Origin of the sequence: Tatumella saanichensis, from assembly GCF_000439375.1 — a bacterium.
GTDB lineage: Bacteria > Pseudomonadota > Gammaproteobacteria > Enterobacterales > Enterobacteriaceae > Tatumella > Tatumella saanichensis.
This window is the reverse complement of sequence record NZ_ATMI01000025.1, coordinates 24,489-39,874: the sequence shown is the minus strand read 5'-3', so window position 1 is coordinate 39,874 and position 15,386 is coordinate 24,489. Positions and strand designations below refer to the sequence as shown.

At 52.7% G+C, this 15,386-nt stretch carries 12 protein-coding genes; 7 read left to right on the top strand and 5 right to left on the bottom strand.

From position 1 onward, the window contains the following. Positions 1-255 precede the first annotated feature (255 nt). Together pyrC and DW47_RS0108625 are read right to left on the bottom strand one after the other, a co-directional pair. Positions 256-1,302: a dihydroorotase gene (gene pyrC / locus DW47_RS0108630; RefSeq protein ID WP_029685995.1), complete on the bottom strand. Its 1,047-nt coding sequence runs from the start codon at positions 1,300-1,302 to the stop codon at positions 256-258. A 129-nt stretch (positions 1,303-1,431) separates the two neighbouring features. Beyond that, a complete protein-coding gene (locus DW47_RS0108625) occupies positions 1,432-1,995 on the bottom strand; it encodes a lipoprotein (RefSeq protein ID WP_029685994.1) in 564 nt (187 codons plus the stop codon). Between the two features lie 301 nt (positions 1,996-2,296). Here DW47_RS0108625 and rimJ point away from each other — a divergent pair, with 301 nt between their 5' ends. Further along, on the top strand, positions 2,297-2,887 hold the full coding sequence (gene rimJ, locus DW47_RS0108620) for a ribosomal protein S5-alanine N-acetyltransferase (RefSeq protein ID WP_029685993.1): 591 nt from the start codon (positions 2,297-2,299) through the stop codon (positions 2,885-2,887). A 125-nt stretch (positions 2,888-3,012) separates the two neighbouring features. Continuing rightward, a complete protein-coding gene (murJ, locus tag DW47_RS0108615; protein WP_029685992.1) occupies positions 3,013-4,551 on the top strand; it encodes a murein biosynthesis integral membrane protein MurJ in 1,539 nt (512 codons plus the stop codon). 450 nt (positions 4,552-5,001) lie between these two features. Here murJ and rne read toward each other — a convergent pair whose 3' ends face one another. Further along, positions 5,002-8,343 (bottom strand): ribonuclease E, encoded by a 3,342-nt coding sequence (rne, locus tag DW47_RS0108610; protein ID WP_029685991.1) that lies wholly within the window; start codon positions 8,341-8,343, stop codon positions 5,002-5,004. Positions 8,344-8,905: 562 nt separating this feature from the next. On the opposite strand from rne, the gene rluC reads away from it, so the two are divergent. Then, entirely contained in the window at positions 8,906-9,868 is a 963-nt protein-coding gene (rluC, locus tag DW47_RS0108605; RefSeq protein ID WP_029685990.1) for a 23S rRNA pseudouridine(955/2504/2580) synthase RluC, read from the top strand. Positions 9,869-9,921: 53 nt separating this feature from the next. Here the strand turns inward: rluC and DW47_RS0108600 are convergent, their stop codons facing one another. Both DW47_RS0108600 and DW47_RS0108595 read right to left on the bottom strand, forming a co-directional pair. After that, positions 9,922-11,640 (bottom strand): thiamine pyrophosphate-dependent enzyme, encoded by a 1,719-nt coding sequence (locus DW47_RS0108600; RefSeq protein ID WP_029685989.1) that lies wholly within the window; start codon positions 11,638-11,640, stop codon positions 9,922-9,924. A gap of 263 nt (positions 11,641-11,903) precedes the next feature. After that, the gene (locus DW47_RS0108595) at positions 11,904-12,515 is read right to left on the bottom strand and encodes a Maf family protein (protein ID WP_029685988.1); all 612 of its coding nucleotides are present in this window, start codon (positions 12,513-12,515) and stop codon (positions 11,904-11,906) included. Positions 12,516-12,656: 141 nt separating this feature from the next. Here DW47_RS0108595 and yceD point away from each other — a divergent pair, with 141 nt between their 5' ends. Genes yceD through DW47_RS0108575 form a run of 4 tightly spaced genes read left to right on the top strand, consistent with a single transcriptional unit; the run spans position 12,657 to position 15,385 of the window. Continuing rightward, on the top strand, positions 12,657-13,178 hold the full coding sequence (gene yceD, locus DW47_RS0108590; protein ID WP_029685987.1) for a 23S rRNA accumulation protein YceD: 522 nt from the start codon (positions 12,657-12,659) through the stop codon (positions 13,176-13,178). A gap of 14 nt (positions 13,179-13,192) precedes the next feature. Beyond that, positions 13,193-13,363, top strand: coding sequence for a 50S ribosomal protein L32 (gene rpmF / locus DW47_RS0108585; RefSeq protein WP_025901766.1), 171 nt, complete (start codon positions 13,193-13,195; stop codon positions 13,361-13,363). Positions 13,364-13,390: 27 nt separating this feature from the next. Next, on the top strand, positions 13,391-14,431 hold the full coding sequence (gene plsX / locus DW47_RS0108580) for a phosphate acyltransferase PlsX (RefSeq protein ID WP_038027413.1): 1,041 nt from the start codon (positions 13,391-13,393) through the stop codon (positions 14,429-14,431). Further along, positions 14,432-15,385 (top strand): beta-ketoacyl-ACP synthase III, encoded by a 954-nt coding sequence (locus DW47_RS0108575; RefSeq protein WP_029685985.1) that lies wholly within the window; start codon positions 14,432-14,434, stop codon positions 15,383-15,385. It begins immediately after the preceding gene. Position 15,386 lies beyond the last annotated feature (1 nt).

Genomic DNA, 15,386 nt, shown 5'->3' with positions numbered 1-15,386 from the left:
GATAGAGGATAATCTCGTTGGGTGCGTTTGAACTCTGTCATCATCACGTTCTCCAGAATTAGAACAGGAACGTGTCAACGCTATTCAGGACGGGTCACACCCATAAAAAAAGCCGGATGGCGACACCCGGCACGGCGCAGTTCGCGCTGAAGCATGCCAGCCGTACTGCTTGACTGGCTGGAATGGCGGAGACCACCCCGTAAAGACTGATTATTTATACAGTACCTAGCCGCAGCTTGCAATCGACAATGTCGATCAACTTTCCACGGTCCAATTCAAGGTTTCACCGGCGAGGAAGGGAACCAGTACATCATCACCCGCAGCGATGGTCTCTGGTACTGTCCAGGGTTTGCGTATCAGTGTTACCGTCTGCGAGTTTACCGGCATACCGTAAAATGCCGGACCATTCAGGGAGCAAAAAGCCTCCAAATGCTGCAGAGCGTCTAATTCATCAAACACGGTGGTGTAGGCTGACAGGGCGGTGGGCGCATTAAAGACACCGGCACAGCCACAACTGGCTTCTTTACGGTGACGCAGGTGCGGCGCGGTATCGGTACCGAGGAAGAAGCGGCTATCACCGCTAGCCACCACCTCACGCAATGCCTGCTGATGAATATTGCGTTTCAAAATAGGCAGACAATAGAGATGCGGACGGATGCCGCCGCTCAGCATATGGTTGCGGTTAAACATCAAATGCTGGGGAGTGATAGTGGCTGCCAGGTGACTCTGTTCACTACACACATAATCCGCGGCATCTTTGGTGGTGATATGTTCCAATACCACTTTCAGTTGTGGGAACTGACGACGTAACGGGATCAAAACCTCATCAATAAAACGCGCTTCGCGGTCGAAAATATCGATATGTGACGCGGTCACTTCGCCGTGGATCAGTAGTGGCATACCAATATCCTGCATCCGTTCCAGTACAGCGGAAATATGCTGGATGCTGGTGACGCCATGGCTGGAGTTGGTGGTTGCATGGGCAGGGTAGAGTTTAGCCGCGGTAAAGACCTGTTGACGGAAGCCACGTTCAATTTCATCGGGATCTAGAGAGTCGGTCAGGTAGCAGGTCATTAGTGGCTGGAAGCTGTGGCCGGAAGGCAAAGTAGCCAGAATACGTTCACGGTAAGCACTGGCCGCGGCAACACTGGTCACCGGCGGCACAAGGTTAGGCATCACAATCGCTCTGGCAAACACTTCACTGGTATAAGGCAGAACGGTGTTAAGCATCTCATCATCACGCAGATGGATATGCCAGTCATCAGGGCGGCGAAGGGTAATTTTATCTGGGTGAACGGTCATGCATCTGGCTCCGGCATAAAATATAGGATGTGGCAGGATTTTACCGGAGACTAAGGATAATGGGGTACGCAAAGGATTGCACTTGTTTTTTCGCCCCTTTTTACCTTGTTATCCTGCCACAGCATAAACTCAGCGCATCAGAGTGACCACCAAGGCGCCAGGTTTGACTTCCAGCCCTTTGGCAAAGCGTTTGGCTAATGCCTCACCGGTACTGCGATCACTGCTCAGCACATAGGCCGGGTGAGTCTCGAAATACTGCTGCAGGGACTGGTTCAGCAAAGGCAGTAACGAGGTGACAACCTTTTGCAGTTTTTCCGGCTGGACCTGACTCTGGGTGATTTCCAACTGTTGCAGATAAATCGCTTGCTGGTCTGGATCAAAGACCGGTTGCGCCTGCATTTTCAGGACTAAATCTGCATTTTGCTGGCCGAACAACGACTGTAATTGCAGGTTAGCGTTGCCGGACAAGGTCACCTTGCCCGCAACCTCGCGACCGATGGTGGCCTGCAATCCTGTTAAGGTGATATGCGCGGTTGCCAAACCATTTACGCCGATATCTTTCTGATAGTTATCACGTTTTGCTAGTGCCTGATTAACTTCCTGCTCAGTGATGGTATAGCCCGAAAGGTGATCACAGCCGGAAAGCAGCAACGCAGTGAAACAGAGAATGATAGCGGATATAACTTTACGCATTGGACCTCACTTAACGAACGACAGACAGAATTAACCCTGTATTTTGCCCGACTGAAGGGCCAGTGTATAGCACCCGGCAGCTGTGCTGCCGGGTGCTACATCCACCCTATAGGCGGTCCAGTACGGGGAGTGCGGGCGCAGCAAGTGGTTTTAATTACAGGAAAAAACAGATAATTCACTGATAAACTCAGCGCTTTTTTGATGGGATAAAAGGGCGACCAGAGGTAACATACTTCCCCAGTCTTATTCTGTTGCTGCGACGGGGATCACTATATGGTCGCAGGTTATTCAGGGAGTTTCTATGTTCGGATATCGTAGTCCGGGGCCGAGGGTCAGTCTGACCACCGACCGGATGGTAGTACGTTTAGTCAATGAACGGGATGGATGGCGGATGGCTGATTATTACGACGCCAACCGTGATTATCTTACCCCCTGGGAACCGATACGTGATCACAGTTATTTCCGCGCTTCGGGCTGGCAGACCCGGCTGACGGTGATGACCGAGCAGCAGCGTCAAGGGGCTGCGTACTATTTCATTCTCACCGATCCTAAAGATGAAGAAGTGTTGGGCGTTGCCAATTTCAGTAATGTGGTGCGCGGTTGTTTCTATGCCTGCTATCTCGGCTATTCTCTGGGTGAAAAATGGCAGGGGCAGGGGTTGATGCAGGAAGGGCTGACCACGGCGATCCGCTATATGCAACGTCAGCAGAAGATCCACCGTATTATGGCTAATTATATGCCACGGAATCAGCGCAGCGGTAATCTGCTTTCGCGGTTGGGATTTGAAAAAGAGGGCTATGCCCGTGATTATTTACTGATCAACGGGGTCTGGGAAGATCATGTTCTGACAGCACTGACATGGAATGAGGGCAGTGCAGATAAATATTGCTAAATCATGGCTTGTAACAATCCCTACTGGTCATTTTTACCGACGGCGGTAGACTTGGGCCCGATTAAATCCCAAAACCCGTTGATTCAGGGATATAAATGTCGAAATATCAGGATATCTGAAACTCTATGAATTTGCTTAAATCACTGGCCCAGGTCAGTTCAATGACGTTATTTTCCCGTGTGCTGGGATTTGCTCGTGATGCGATAGTCGCTCGGGTATTCGGTGCAGGGATGGCCACCGATGCGTTTTTTGTTGCGTTTAAACTCCCTAATTTGCTGCGACGGATCTTTGCCGAAGGGGCGTTCTCTCAAGCCTTTGTGCCGATCTTGGCGGAATACAAAAACACCCAAGGGGAAGAAGCCACTCGGATATTTGTCTCATACATTTGCGGATTGCTGACTCTGGTACTGGCTGTAGTGACGGTATTGGGGATGTTGGCGGCCCCTTGGGTGATCTATATTACCGCTCCTGGGTTCGCTGATACCGCGGATAAATTTGCCCTCACCACCGCACTGCTGCGGGTAACCTTCCCTTATATTTTACTGATCTCGCTGGCCTCTCTGGTGGGTGCTATCCTCAATACATGGAACCGCTTCTCAGTACCGGCCTTTGCACCGACTCTGCTGAACGTCAGTATGATTTTCTTTGCGCTAGTGGCTGCGCCGTGGTTCCATCCTCATGTGATGGCACTGGCCTGGGCGGTCGTGGCCGGTGGCGTATTGCAGCTTGGCTACCAACTGCCGCACCTGCGTAAAATCGGGATGCTGGTGCTGCCACGCATTAACCTGCATGACAAAGGGGTGTGGCGGGTATTGCGGCAGATGGGTCCGGCGATCCTTGGGGTATCTGTTAGCCAGATCTCCCTGATTATCAATACCATCTTTGCCTCTTTCCTGGTGTCTGGCTCTGTCTCTTGGATGTACTATGCTGACCGTCTGATGGAGTTTCCCTCCGGCGTTCTGGGGGTTGCGTTAGGGACGATTTTATTACCTTCGTTATCTCGCAGTTTTTCCAGTGGGAACTTCAAAGAGTATTCACATCTGATGGACTGGGGGCTACGCCTCTGTTTGCTGTTGGCGATCCCAAGCTCCGTGGCGATCGGTATCCTCGCCGGTCCCCTGACTTCGGCTCTGTTCCAGTATGGTAAATTCACCGCTTTCGATGCCTTAATGACCCAACGTGCGTTGGTGGCTTATGCGGTAGGGTTAGTCGGACTGATTGTTGTTAAGGTGTTGGCTCCTGGTTTCTACTCTCGCCAGGACATTAAAACCCCCGTGAAGATTGCGATAGTGACCCTCATTGCGACGCAGCTGATGAACTTGGCGTTTATTGGTCCACTGAAACATGCTGGCCTATCACTGTCCATTGGACTGGCAGCCTGTCTGAATGCGGCTCTGCTGTTCTGGCAGTTACGTAAGAAGAACTTCTTTGAACCTCAACCCGGTTGGCGTAGCTTTCTGACCCGTTTAATTGTGGCGGTGATTGTTATGGCCGCTGTCCTGTATGGGGTACTGCAGTTTATGCCTTCTTGGGGCAATGGTGAGATGGTCTGGCGGATCATGCGCTTAATCGGCGTCTGTATTGCAGGGGGGGCCGCCTATGTGGGCAGCTTGGCGCTATTAGGGTTCCGCATTAAAGACTTTTCCCGCAGTAGTATTCACTGACGGCTTAGGGTGCGGACATTCTGCATCAGTAAAAATTGTGTACGGGGCCTTTAGGGCTCCGTTTTGTTATGTGCTTTTGGGTGTAGTGCTGTGAGAGGAGAATTTGCCTGCCAATCTGCCAACCAACCAACCAACCAACCAACCAAGCAACCAACCAAGCACTAACCAGCACCACTCATCCACCTGATAGTAGCGAATGCTCTACTGTGACTGAGTGTCCGGTGTAGCCCGCACAGGATCTTATCAGCCGTAGTTGGCCTGAGCGTTTCAATAGGGCCACTCACGGAGTGTCAGCCAACGACATTCGGCTGCTTACCATTCCAATGACAATGAGGGTGAAAACAGACCTGCTTGCCGAGGGGGATTTCAGGCAATAAAAACCCCAGCACAGTTCACTGTGGCTGGGGTTTTACTGATAACCGTTAACGATACGGTTTTAGGGGACTGAGGTTACTCAGCAGTTTTAGTGACCGGAGCTGTTGCCTGGTGGGTTGCCGTGTGGCCACCGGCAGCACCTTTACCGTCGAAGGCGTACTGAGGACGAACCCAGTCGCTGTGTGGTAATGGCTGCGGCACCCACTCTGGCGCCGGTGCTTTGGTCATCGGCGCGGTCGCATGGAAACGGAAGCGTGAAAGCGGTGCCGTGTCGCTGACCTCAGCGGCTGCTGGCTGCGGTGCACTGCCCCCAATAGTAGGGACTGGTTCAGCTTCCGACTGCGAGGCGGTAGACTGGCCGCTTAGTGCGTCGCTCAGCGACTCTACAGCCACCGGTTCTACAACTTCAGGTTCTAAAGCTTTAGGCTTTGCCACGGTAGCGTTGTCTTCTACCGGCTGTTCAGCCTCAACCTTAACAGGTATGGCCACAGGGGCTTCGGTGGCCACAGTCTCCGGTTCAACAACAGCGTCTACGGATACTTCTTCGACCGGCGTCACCAGTGGGGTCGGTTCAGTGACGTTTGCAACCGGAGCCTCAGTTACTGTCGAGACCGGCGTCTGCTCAGCGTCAGCATTGACCTCGACCTGGGTGGCTGGCAGGTCGTAACGCACCCATACTTTACCAGATGCCATTTCCGGAGAGGCAACCGCAGTTTCCATCACCATCGGTGATTGCTGAGGATAACGCTCGTCACGGAAACGACGACGACGTTGACCGCTGACGCGTAGGTGGCGCGGTGAGCGACGTGAGCGACGTGGAATATTGCCATTGCTATCACGCTGTTCAGTTTCTTCGTGGCTTCCACTGTTGGCATCAGCCTGTGGAGTCTGTTCCTGGTGGCTAAGCTGTTCAGTAGCAGCGGCCTGTGCCTGATCCTCTTCGCTGAGATAGCGGACTTTCTGAGTCAGGGTGCGTTGCTGGCGACGAGGGCGAGCCTGAGCCTGCTCCTCTTCTTGTCTGGCAGCCTGAGCTGGCGCTTCATTGGCTACAACCTCTGTCGTCGTTTTTTCTGCGCTGTTAGCATTTTGCTGCTGACGACGTTCTTCCTGACGGCGACGTTGACGTTCAGCACGCTGTTCACGACGTTGTTGATCACGTTGCTGGCGGGCTTCTTCGCTTAGTGGCTGACGAGTTTCATTGCTAGACTCACGGTTTTCACCGCTGGCAGCATTACGGCGGTTGTTACGACGGTTATCATCGCGACCATTGCTGTTGTCAGTATTACGCTCGTTGCGGTCATTACGCTCGTTGCGGTCGTTACGCTCGTTGCGGTCATTACGCTCGTTGCGGTCGTTACGCTCGTTGCGGTCATTACGCTCGTTGCGGTCATTACGTTCGTTGCGGTCATTACGCTCGTTGCGGTCATTACGTTCGTTGCGGTCATTACGCTCGTTGCGGTCATTACGCTCGTTGCGGTCATTACGCTCGTTGCGGTCATTACGCCCGTTACGATCATTACGCTCGTTGCGCCCGTTACTGCGGCGGTTGTTACGACGATCGTTATTATTACGGTTGCCGTTACTACTATCTTGGGTGCGTACCGCCGAGGCAGTTTGCTTTTCAACCGTTTCGGCTGCCGGAGTGCCTGTAGTATCACTCTGTCCACCAACGAACAGGTTTTTCAGGTGGCTGAGCATACGGGTGAAGAAACAACTGCTCTGTGAACTAGGTGTCGCGGCTTTCGACGTGGCAGTGCTGCTATCGGCACGCGCACGGGCGGCAGCGGACTCAGTGATAGTCGGAGGAGCTTCAGCGATAGCGAACGCGGCCAGTGCCGGTTGTTCGGAACGGCGGCGCTCGGCCGGTTCTTCTTCAATGAGACTTGCCATTTCTACTTCATGCAGTTTCGGCAGGTGATAGCTGAGGGTTTTAGTCTCTTCGCCTTTACGGACGCGCAGTACAGAGTAATGCGGGGTTTCCATACGATCATCTGGCACGATAATCGCTCGTACACCACCCTGACGAGTTTCGATAGCATTAACCGCTTCACGTTTTTCGTTCAGCAAGTAAGAGGCGATCTGCACCGGAACAATGGCATGCACTTCTTTGGTGTTTTCTTTGAGCGCTTCTTCTTCAATCAGACGCAGGATCGACAGTGACAGCGATTCATTATCTCGGACGGTACCGGTTCCGCTGCAACGCGGACAGACGTGATGGCTGGACTCGCCGAGAGACGGGCTCAGACGCTGACGAGACATTTCCAGCAGGCCGAAACGGGAAATATGGCTGATCTGAATACGGGCACGATCTTGGCGAACCGCATCACGCAGACGGTTTTCCACGGCACGCTGATGGCGTACTGGGGTCATATCGATGAAGTCGATAACAATCAGGCCACCCAGGTCACGCAAGCGCAACTGGCGGGCAATTTCATCGGCAGCTTCTAAATTGGTGTTGTAGGCGGTCTCTTCGATATCACCACCGCGGGTTGCACGGGCAGAGTTGATATCAATCGCGGTCAACGCTTCGGTAGTATCGATGACGATTGAACCACCGGAAGGCAAACGCACTTCACGCTGGAACGCAGACTCGATTTGTGACTCGATCTGGTAATGACTGAACAGCGGGATTTCACCGGTGTACAGTTTAATTTTGCTACTGAAATCAGGACGACCCAATGCCGCGATATGCTGACGAGCCAGTTCCAAGACTTTTGGGTTATCGATCAGAATTTCACCGATATCCTGACGCAAGTAGTCGCGGAACGCGCGCACAATCACATTGCTTTCCTGATGGATCAGGAAAGGTGCAGGGCGGTTTTCGGCGGCTTTCTGGATCGCTTCCCAGTGCTTCAGGCGGAAGCTGAGATCCCACTGCAGGGCTTCGGCAGATTTACCAACACCGGCGGTGCGGACAATCAGTCCCATGCCTTCCGGCAGTTGCAGTGAAGAGAGTGCTTCTTTCAGTTCAGTACGGTCTTCCCCTTCGATACGACGAGAGATACCGCCGGCACGTGGATTGTTTGGCATCAGCACCAGATAGCTGCCTGCCAGACTGATAAAGGTGGTCAGTGCTGCCCCTTTATTACCGCGTTCTTCTTTGTCGATTTGAACAATGACTTCCTGACCTTCACGCAGCACATCTTTGATGTTTGGACGGCCGTGCATGGAGTAGTTGGCTGGGAAATATTCGCGGGAGATTTCTTTAAGGGGGAGAAAACCGTGGCGTTCTGCGCCGTAATCGACAAATGCAGCTTCGAGGCTAGGCTCGATTCGGGTGATTTTACCCTTGTAGATATTTGCTTTCTTCTGTTCGTGGCCGGGACTTTCAATATCCAAATCATACAGACGTTGACCATCCACTAGCGCAACACGCAACTCTTCCTGCTGAGTTGCGTTTATTAACATTCTTTTCATTTATAGGTACTCGTCATTTTTCATAAGTGACTCAGCTGCGGGCATCATTGCCCCGGACGAGGGTTACCGATGGCTCCGTGGCTTATTGCAATCACGTCAGCCTCACGGCTGTCGATCGCTAAAGGAGCGCAAAAATTTTCGGTGGTGAGGTTCCAGTGTGAAACCGCGACCAGAGGGTAAGAAATTCACTGTTTCGTTAGTGATATGCTCACCCCGGTAACGTCCGGGCGACAACCCGCAGCCCGCTAAATGCCTGATTTACCATTACGTCTTATGCCATTGCTGCGTCTCTGTTCAATCCGGCAAAAAATCTTGCTTCACGTTTCTGTTAAACCGTATTAACGGATCACGAAACCAGAGCATTATTCCATTGCTGACCAACAGATAGCAAGGTGACTTTTACTGCTGAGATCACTTTATTTGCTATTTAGTGAGTTCGCCCTGTTGCGGTTATCGTAGATCGTTTAAAAAGGGAGCGTATTGCTGGCTTCCTGAGCGGCGCAGGGGGCTGACTACGACAAAAAAGTAGCACTCGGCAGTAACTCTCTTTAGAATCGCAGACATGAAAAATGAGAACCCCGGCGTACAGTTTGTCGCCATCACGGCGGAGCACGCCGGACAACGAATTGATAACTTTTTGCGTACCTTTCTTAAAGGGGTACCTAAGAGTATGGTTTACCGCATCCTGCGAAAAGGCGAAGTGCGGGTAAATAAAAAACGGGTCAAGCCGGAATACAAGCTGGAAGATGGCGATGAAATCCGTGTGCCACCAGTACGTGTTTCTGAGAAAGAGACTCCAGAGGTCTCTCCGCGACTGGAAAAAGTGGCGCAGCTTGAGCAGGCGGTGATCTATGAAGACGATGCCATCTTAGTGCTAAATAAGCCTTCCGGTACCGCTGTGCATGGCGGTAGTGGCCTGAATTTCGGGGTCATTGAAGGGTTGCGGGCATTGCGTCCGGATGCCCGTTTCCTCGAACTGGTGCACCGTTTAGATCGTGATACTTCTGGTGTACTGCTGGTTGCGAAAAAGCGTTCGGCACTGCGTTCTCTGCATGAACAGCTGCGGGAAAAAGGCATGCAGAAGGATTATTTGGCATTGGTTCGGGGTCAGTGGCCTTCGCACACCAAAGTCGTCAAAGCGCCATTACTGAAAAATATTCTACAGAGCGGCGAGCGCGTGGTGCGAGTCAGCGCAGAGGGTAAGCCTTCTGAGACACGCTTCAAGGTTGAGGAGCGTTACCGTCATGCTAGTCTGGTCAAAGCCAGTCCGGTGACGGGACGTACCCATCAAATTCGTGTGCACACCCTGCACGCAGGCCATCCTATTGCCTTTGATGATCGCTACGGGGACACGGAGTTTGATAAGCAGTTGGCCGGTAGCGGTTTAAACCGTCTGTTCCTCCATGCCGCCGCGCTGACCTTTACCCATCCGAGTACCGGTGAGAGTTTACGGGTCGAAGCGCCGATGGATGAGAAACTGCGCCGCTGTTTGAAAGTGCTGCGTCAGGACGCCAAACAAGACTGATCGCTGCTGTCGATGAAAAAGCCCGCTTCTGCGGGCTTTTTTGCTTTCTAGGGCTATTTATCGGTGAAGTTGCTCTTCAACAGATCTCGCACATCGGCACTGCGGCCATGGAGAATGGCTTTAGCGGCGTACATAGCGGTATCGGCCACCTGAGAAAACTCCACTTTTGGCGGCATGACCAGTTCATTAGGGTTGGTGTGGACATCTAGTAACGCTGGCCCCGGATGGCGCAGAAATTCCACCACCGCCGCGTCCAAATCTTGGTTACGGGTCACTTTCTGGCTGAACAGACCGATAGCCTCGGCGACACGGGAAAAATCCTCATTTTTCAACTTAGTATAGTGATCCAACAGCCCCTCAATCTTCTGTTCCAATTCAACAAAATTGAGCGAGGCATTGTTGAACACCACCAGTTTCAGCGGCAGATCTTCCTGCACCAAGGTAAACAGATCCCCAAGTAACATACTCAATCCGCCATCGCCGCACAGGGCGATCACTTGCCGCTGAGGATACGCAATCTGTAAACCCATCGCTTGGGGCATCGCATTTGCCATGGTGCCATGCAACAGGCTGGTCAGGGTCCGGCGCTGACCGTTACTGTCGATGTGCCGCAGCATCCATACCATTGCCGAGCCGCCGTCAGCGGTGAAACAGGCATCTGCGTCAGCGTGGAGGTTAAGTAGGCTGGCCAAATACTGAGGATGGATCACTTCGCTCTCGCTGCGCTGTTCCTCTTTATGTCGCTGCTCGAGCGACTTGCGATGCTTAGCCTGCATCCCCTGTAAAAAGCAGTCATCGGTTTTGTCTTCAATATGCGGTAAGAGTGCTTCCAGGGTCGGACCAATATCACCCACTACGCCATAACTGATAGGATGTCGACGGCCGAGATGGGTGGCTTCCGCGTCGACTTGCAGGATCACCGCGTCCGACGGGTAAAACTGTTTCCAGGCAAAATCGGTCCCCAACAACAGCAGAATGTCACATTCTGCAATGGCACTCATCCCAGACTCACAGCCAAACACGCCGGTCATGCCCATATTGTAGGGGTTATCGTACTCGACAAAATCTTTGGCCCTAGAGGTATGCACAATCGGTGCTTTGAGTTTCGCGGCCAGTGCCAATAGCGGGGTGTGTGCATGTTCACAACCGGCACCGGCATAGACAGTGATTTTCTTATCTTGATTAAGGTAGTCGAGCAACCGCTTCAGTTCTGGAGCGGAAGGGCGGATGTCAGGTTCAGGCGTCCACACCGTTTCTGCTTCTGCTTTGACGGTGGCTTTGCTGATATCCACCGGCACCACGATCACGGCCACACCGCCTTTATTTAGCGCAGCCTGGCAAGCACGTTTAACCACCGGAACCGCCTGGGCGGGGGAGAGGATCTGTTCGCAGAACACCGAGCAACTCTGATACACCGACAGGAAGTCCACCTCCTGAGGAAAATCGTTGTTCAGCAGTTCACTGCTGATCTGGCTGGCAATCAACAGCACCGGGGCGCGGTTACGGTGACTCTCGAATAAGCCGTTAATAAAATGCAGGCTACCCGGGCCACATGAGCCCGCACAGGCGGTGAGTCTACCGGTCATCATCGCTTCGGCTCCGGCAGCGAAGGCTCCGGCTTCCTCATGACGGACATGGACCCAACGGATATCACTGCGTGCCATGGCATCAGTGACGTAATTGAGCGTATCACCCACTACACCGTAGCAGTGGCGAACACCCGCCAACGATAACTGGTCAATGATCAATTCGGCGACAGACTTACTCTTCATCGGCAGGCTCCTTGTTAAAATGACGGTATCACGGCAGGGCGCATCTGTTCAGGGCAGGGAAGCCTGTTTGCGCGCTGACCGGTTATCGTTGTTCTCTGACTAAAGGCCACGGGCAATGTGTATGCGCAAGGCGAATATTGAGCCTAGTCACTGGAAGGGATTTTGCTTTCGCAAGGGATGCGCTTTAGGCTGCCGAAGAGCAGAGTCTAGGGCAGCATGGAGAGGGTATTGATGGGGTTTATAAGGGAATGTGCAACGGCGTGCTACGGTTGAGTAAGCGCTGTCGGCGCGTCCGTCAGCGAATTGATGCCCGCCTGGTGCAGAAAATCGTTCAAAGCTATTAACGGCAGACCGACTAAGGTGTTGGGGTCTCGGCCACGCAGAGAGTCAAACAGCGTGATCCCCAGCCCTTCCGATTTAAAACTGCCGGCACAGTTGAGCGGTTGCTCGCGGGCCACATAGGCGGCGATCTCTGCCTCACTGAGGTCACGGAAGGTCACCTCAAAGGTTTCACAACACTGCCAAAATTGTTGACGTAACGTGCAGTACAGCACCAAACCGGTATAGAAGATCACCGTTTGGCCACTGGCCGCGCGCAGCTGTTGGCAGGCCCGTTCTACGGTATGAGGCTTGCCGAGTAATTGGCCATTAAGAGAGCCAGTCTGATCGGAGCCGATAATCAGACTGCCTGCGGCGTTCGGGGCCAGTGCGAGGGCTTTTAAACGTGCTAGACGTAACACCATCTGTTCAGCGGTTTCATCCGCTAGCGGTGATTCATCAATATCCGGGGCGGCACAGTCAAACGGCAGTCCCAGTTTTTCCAAAATCATCCGTCGGAAAGGGGAGGATGAGGCCAGTAATAAAGGTTGTTTCATCTTTTTTTCATTATTGGTAGCGAATTCATTTAACTCATTTTAAACTATCCGCCGCATTGGATGCGAATATTGGGTGAAAGATGCCTGAAAACGGCCTTTTTCTTTGACTCTAAGACATTACAAAGTTAATATGCGCGCCCTATGCAAAAGGTAAAATTACCCCTGACACTGGATCTGCTTCGTTCTGCTCAGAAGCGCCTTGATTATCATGGCGTCTATACTCCTGATCTTACAGAACGTATCGCGGCTTCGGTTGTGAGTGTTGACAGTGATGTAGAATGCAACATGAGTTTTGCCGTCGACAACCAGCGCCTTGCGGTGTTGAAAGGAACGGCCTGTGTTCAGGTCACCCTGAGTTGTCAGCGTTGCAATAACCCGTTTCCGCACACCGTTAACGTAAGTTATACCTTCAGTCCTGTTCGTAATGACGAGCAGGCGGAGGCGCTACCGGAAGGTTACGAGCCTGTCGAAGTCGATGAGTATGGCGAGGTCGATTTGCTCGCGGTTATCGAGGATGAAATTATCCTCGCATTGCCTGTCGTTCCGGTGCATGATTCTGAACACTGTGAAGTGTCCGACGCGGACATGGTCTTTGGCGAACTGCCTGCAGAGGCAGAGAAACCAAACCCATTTGCCGTATTAGCCAGTTTAAAGCGTAAGTAATAGGAGTAAGGTCCATGGCCGTACAACAGAATAAACCCACCCGTTCTAAGCGTGGTATGCGCCGTTCTCACGATGCGCTGACCACCACCACTCTGTCAGTAGATAAAGTTTCTGGTGAAACTCATCTGCGTCACCACATGACTGCCGACGGTTACTACCGTGGTCGTAAGGTCATCACTAAGTAATTTCTTGCTGCGACGCAAGGCGTTACTTTGACACGTTTGACCCTGGCAGTTGATGCCATGGGCGGGGATTTCGGTCCTCCCGTGACGGTGCCTGCTGCATTGCAGGCACTGGCCGCTCACTCGCACCTTGAACTTCTCTTAGTCGGTTATCCCGGCGACATTCAGCCCTTACTCGCTCACGCAGACGCCGCGCTCACGCAGCGGGTCCAGATCGTTGCGGCTGAATCGGTGATTGCCAGCGATGCTGTTCCTTCTGTTGCGCTCCGTCACAGTCACGGAAGCTCCATGCGTATCGCTTTGGAGTTGCTCCAACAAGGGAAAGCGGATGCCTGTGTCAGTGCCGGCAACACCGGTGTGCTGATGGGCCTTGCCACGCTGCTACTCCGCCCATTGGCGGGGATCAAGCGTCCGGCACTGGTCTCCTTGGTTCCACATCAGCATCGCGGCCAGACCGTGATCCTGGATCTAGGAGCCAATGCCTCTGCGGACAGTACCATGCTAGTACAGTTTGCGCTAATGGGGTCAGTGATGGCAGAAGAAGTGCTTGGTATTGAGGCGCCACGGATCGCATTACTCAACCTGGGTCAGGAAGCCAGCAAGGGTCCACAGCCGGTACGGGATGCGGCAAAAGTGTTAAGGGCTGCCGATAAGGTCAATTTTATCGGTTTTCTGGAAGGCAGTGATCTGTTAACCGGCAAAACGGATGTGTTAGTCTGTGATGGTTTTACCGGAAATGTTTCACTAAAAACGATGGAAGGGGTGATTAATACCTTTCTTAGCCTGATGTCTGGGGCAGAGCAAGGAGGCAGATTTCGCTGGTGGCGTCATCTGATCGTCCGTCGTATTAAACAGCGTTTAGTCAAACATTTCGGGGACATTGAACCCGATCATTACAACGGTGCCGCCTTATTGGGGTTACCGGGAATTGTTATTAAGAGTCATGGTGCAGCCAGTGAGCGAGCCTTTGCCGTTGCCCTGGAGCAGGCAATTCAGGCGGTGAAACAAAAAATCCCTGAAAAAATTTCGGTTCGGCTTGATTCAGTACTAGCCAGGAGTGACATAGCCTAGATGTTTAGCAAAATTATTGGTACCGGCAGTTATCTGCCAACACAGGTACGCACCAACGCAGACCTTGAGAAGATGGTCGAAACTTCCGACGAATGGATCGTGACCCGTACAGGGATCCGTGAGCGTCGTTTGGCTGCAGCAGATGAAACGGTAGCCACTATGGGCACCACCGCGGCGCAGAACGCGCTGCAAATGGCTGGCATCGATGTCAATGATGTGGGCCTTATCATCGTAGCCACTACCTCTTCATCCCATGCTTTCCCGAGCTCCGCCTGCCTTATCCAGAAAGAACTGGCGATCAAAGATTGCGCGGCTTTTGACCTCGCGGCAGCCTGTGCAGGTTTTACCTATGCACTCAGCGTGGCGGACATGTATGTCAAAAGCGGTGCGGTCAAAAATGCTCTAGTGATCGGTTCTGATGCACTGACCCGTACCCTTGATCCTGAAGATCGCGGCACTGTGATCCTGTTTGGTGACGGTGCTGGGGCAGTGGTTCTTGGTCAGAGTGAACAGCCGGGAATTCTTTCTACCCACCTGCATTCCGACGGTAAATACGGTCAGTTACTGACCCTGCCGAACCAAGAGCGCAGTAGCGATGCCTGTCCGGCCTATCTGACTATGGCTGGAAACGAAGTCTTCAAAGTAGCGGTCACTGAACTGGCCCATCTGGTGGAAGAGACGCTGGCTGCCAACAATATTGCTCGCGAAGAATTAGACTGGCTGGTGCCTCATCAGGCTAACCTGCGCATTATTAACGCTACTGCCCGTAAACTGGGTATGGGCATGGACAAAGTAGTGGTCACCTTGGATCGTCACGGTAACACCTCTGCAGCGTCGGTCCCGACCGCCCTGGATGAAGCGGTACGTGATGGCCGTATTCAACCAGGACAACTGGTGCTGCTTGAAGCCTTTGGTGGTGGTTTCACCTGGGGCTCAGCCTTAGTACGTTTTTGAC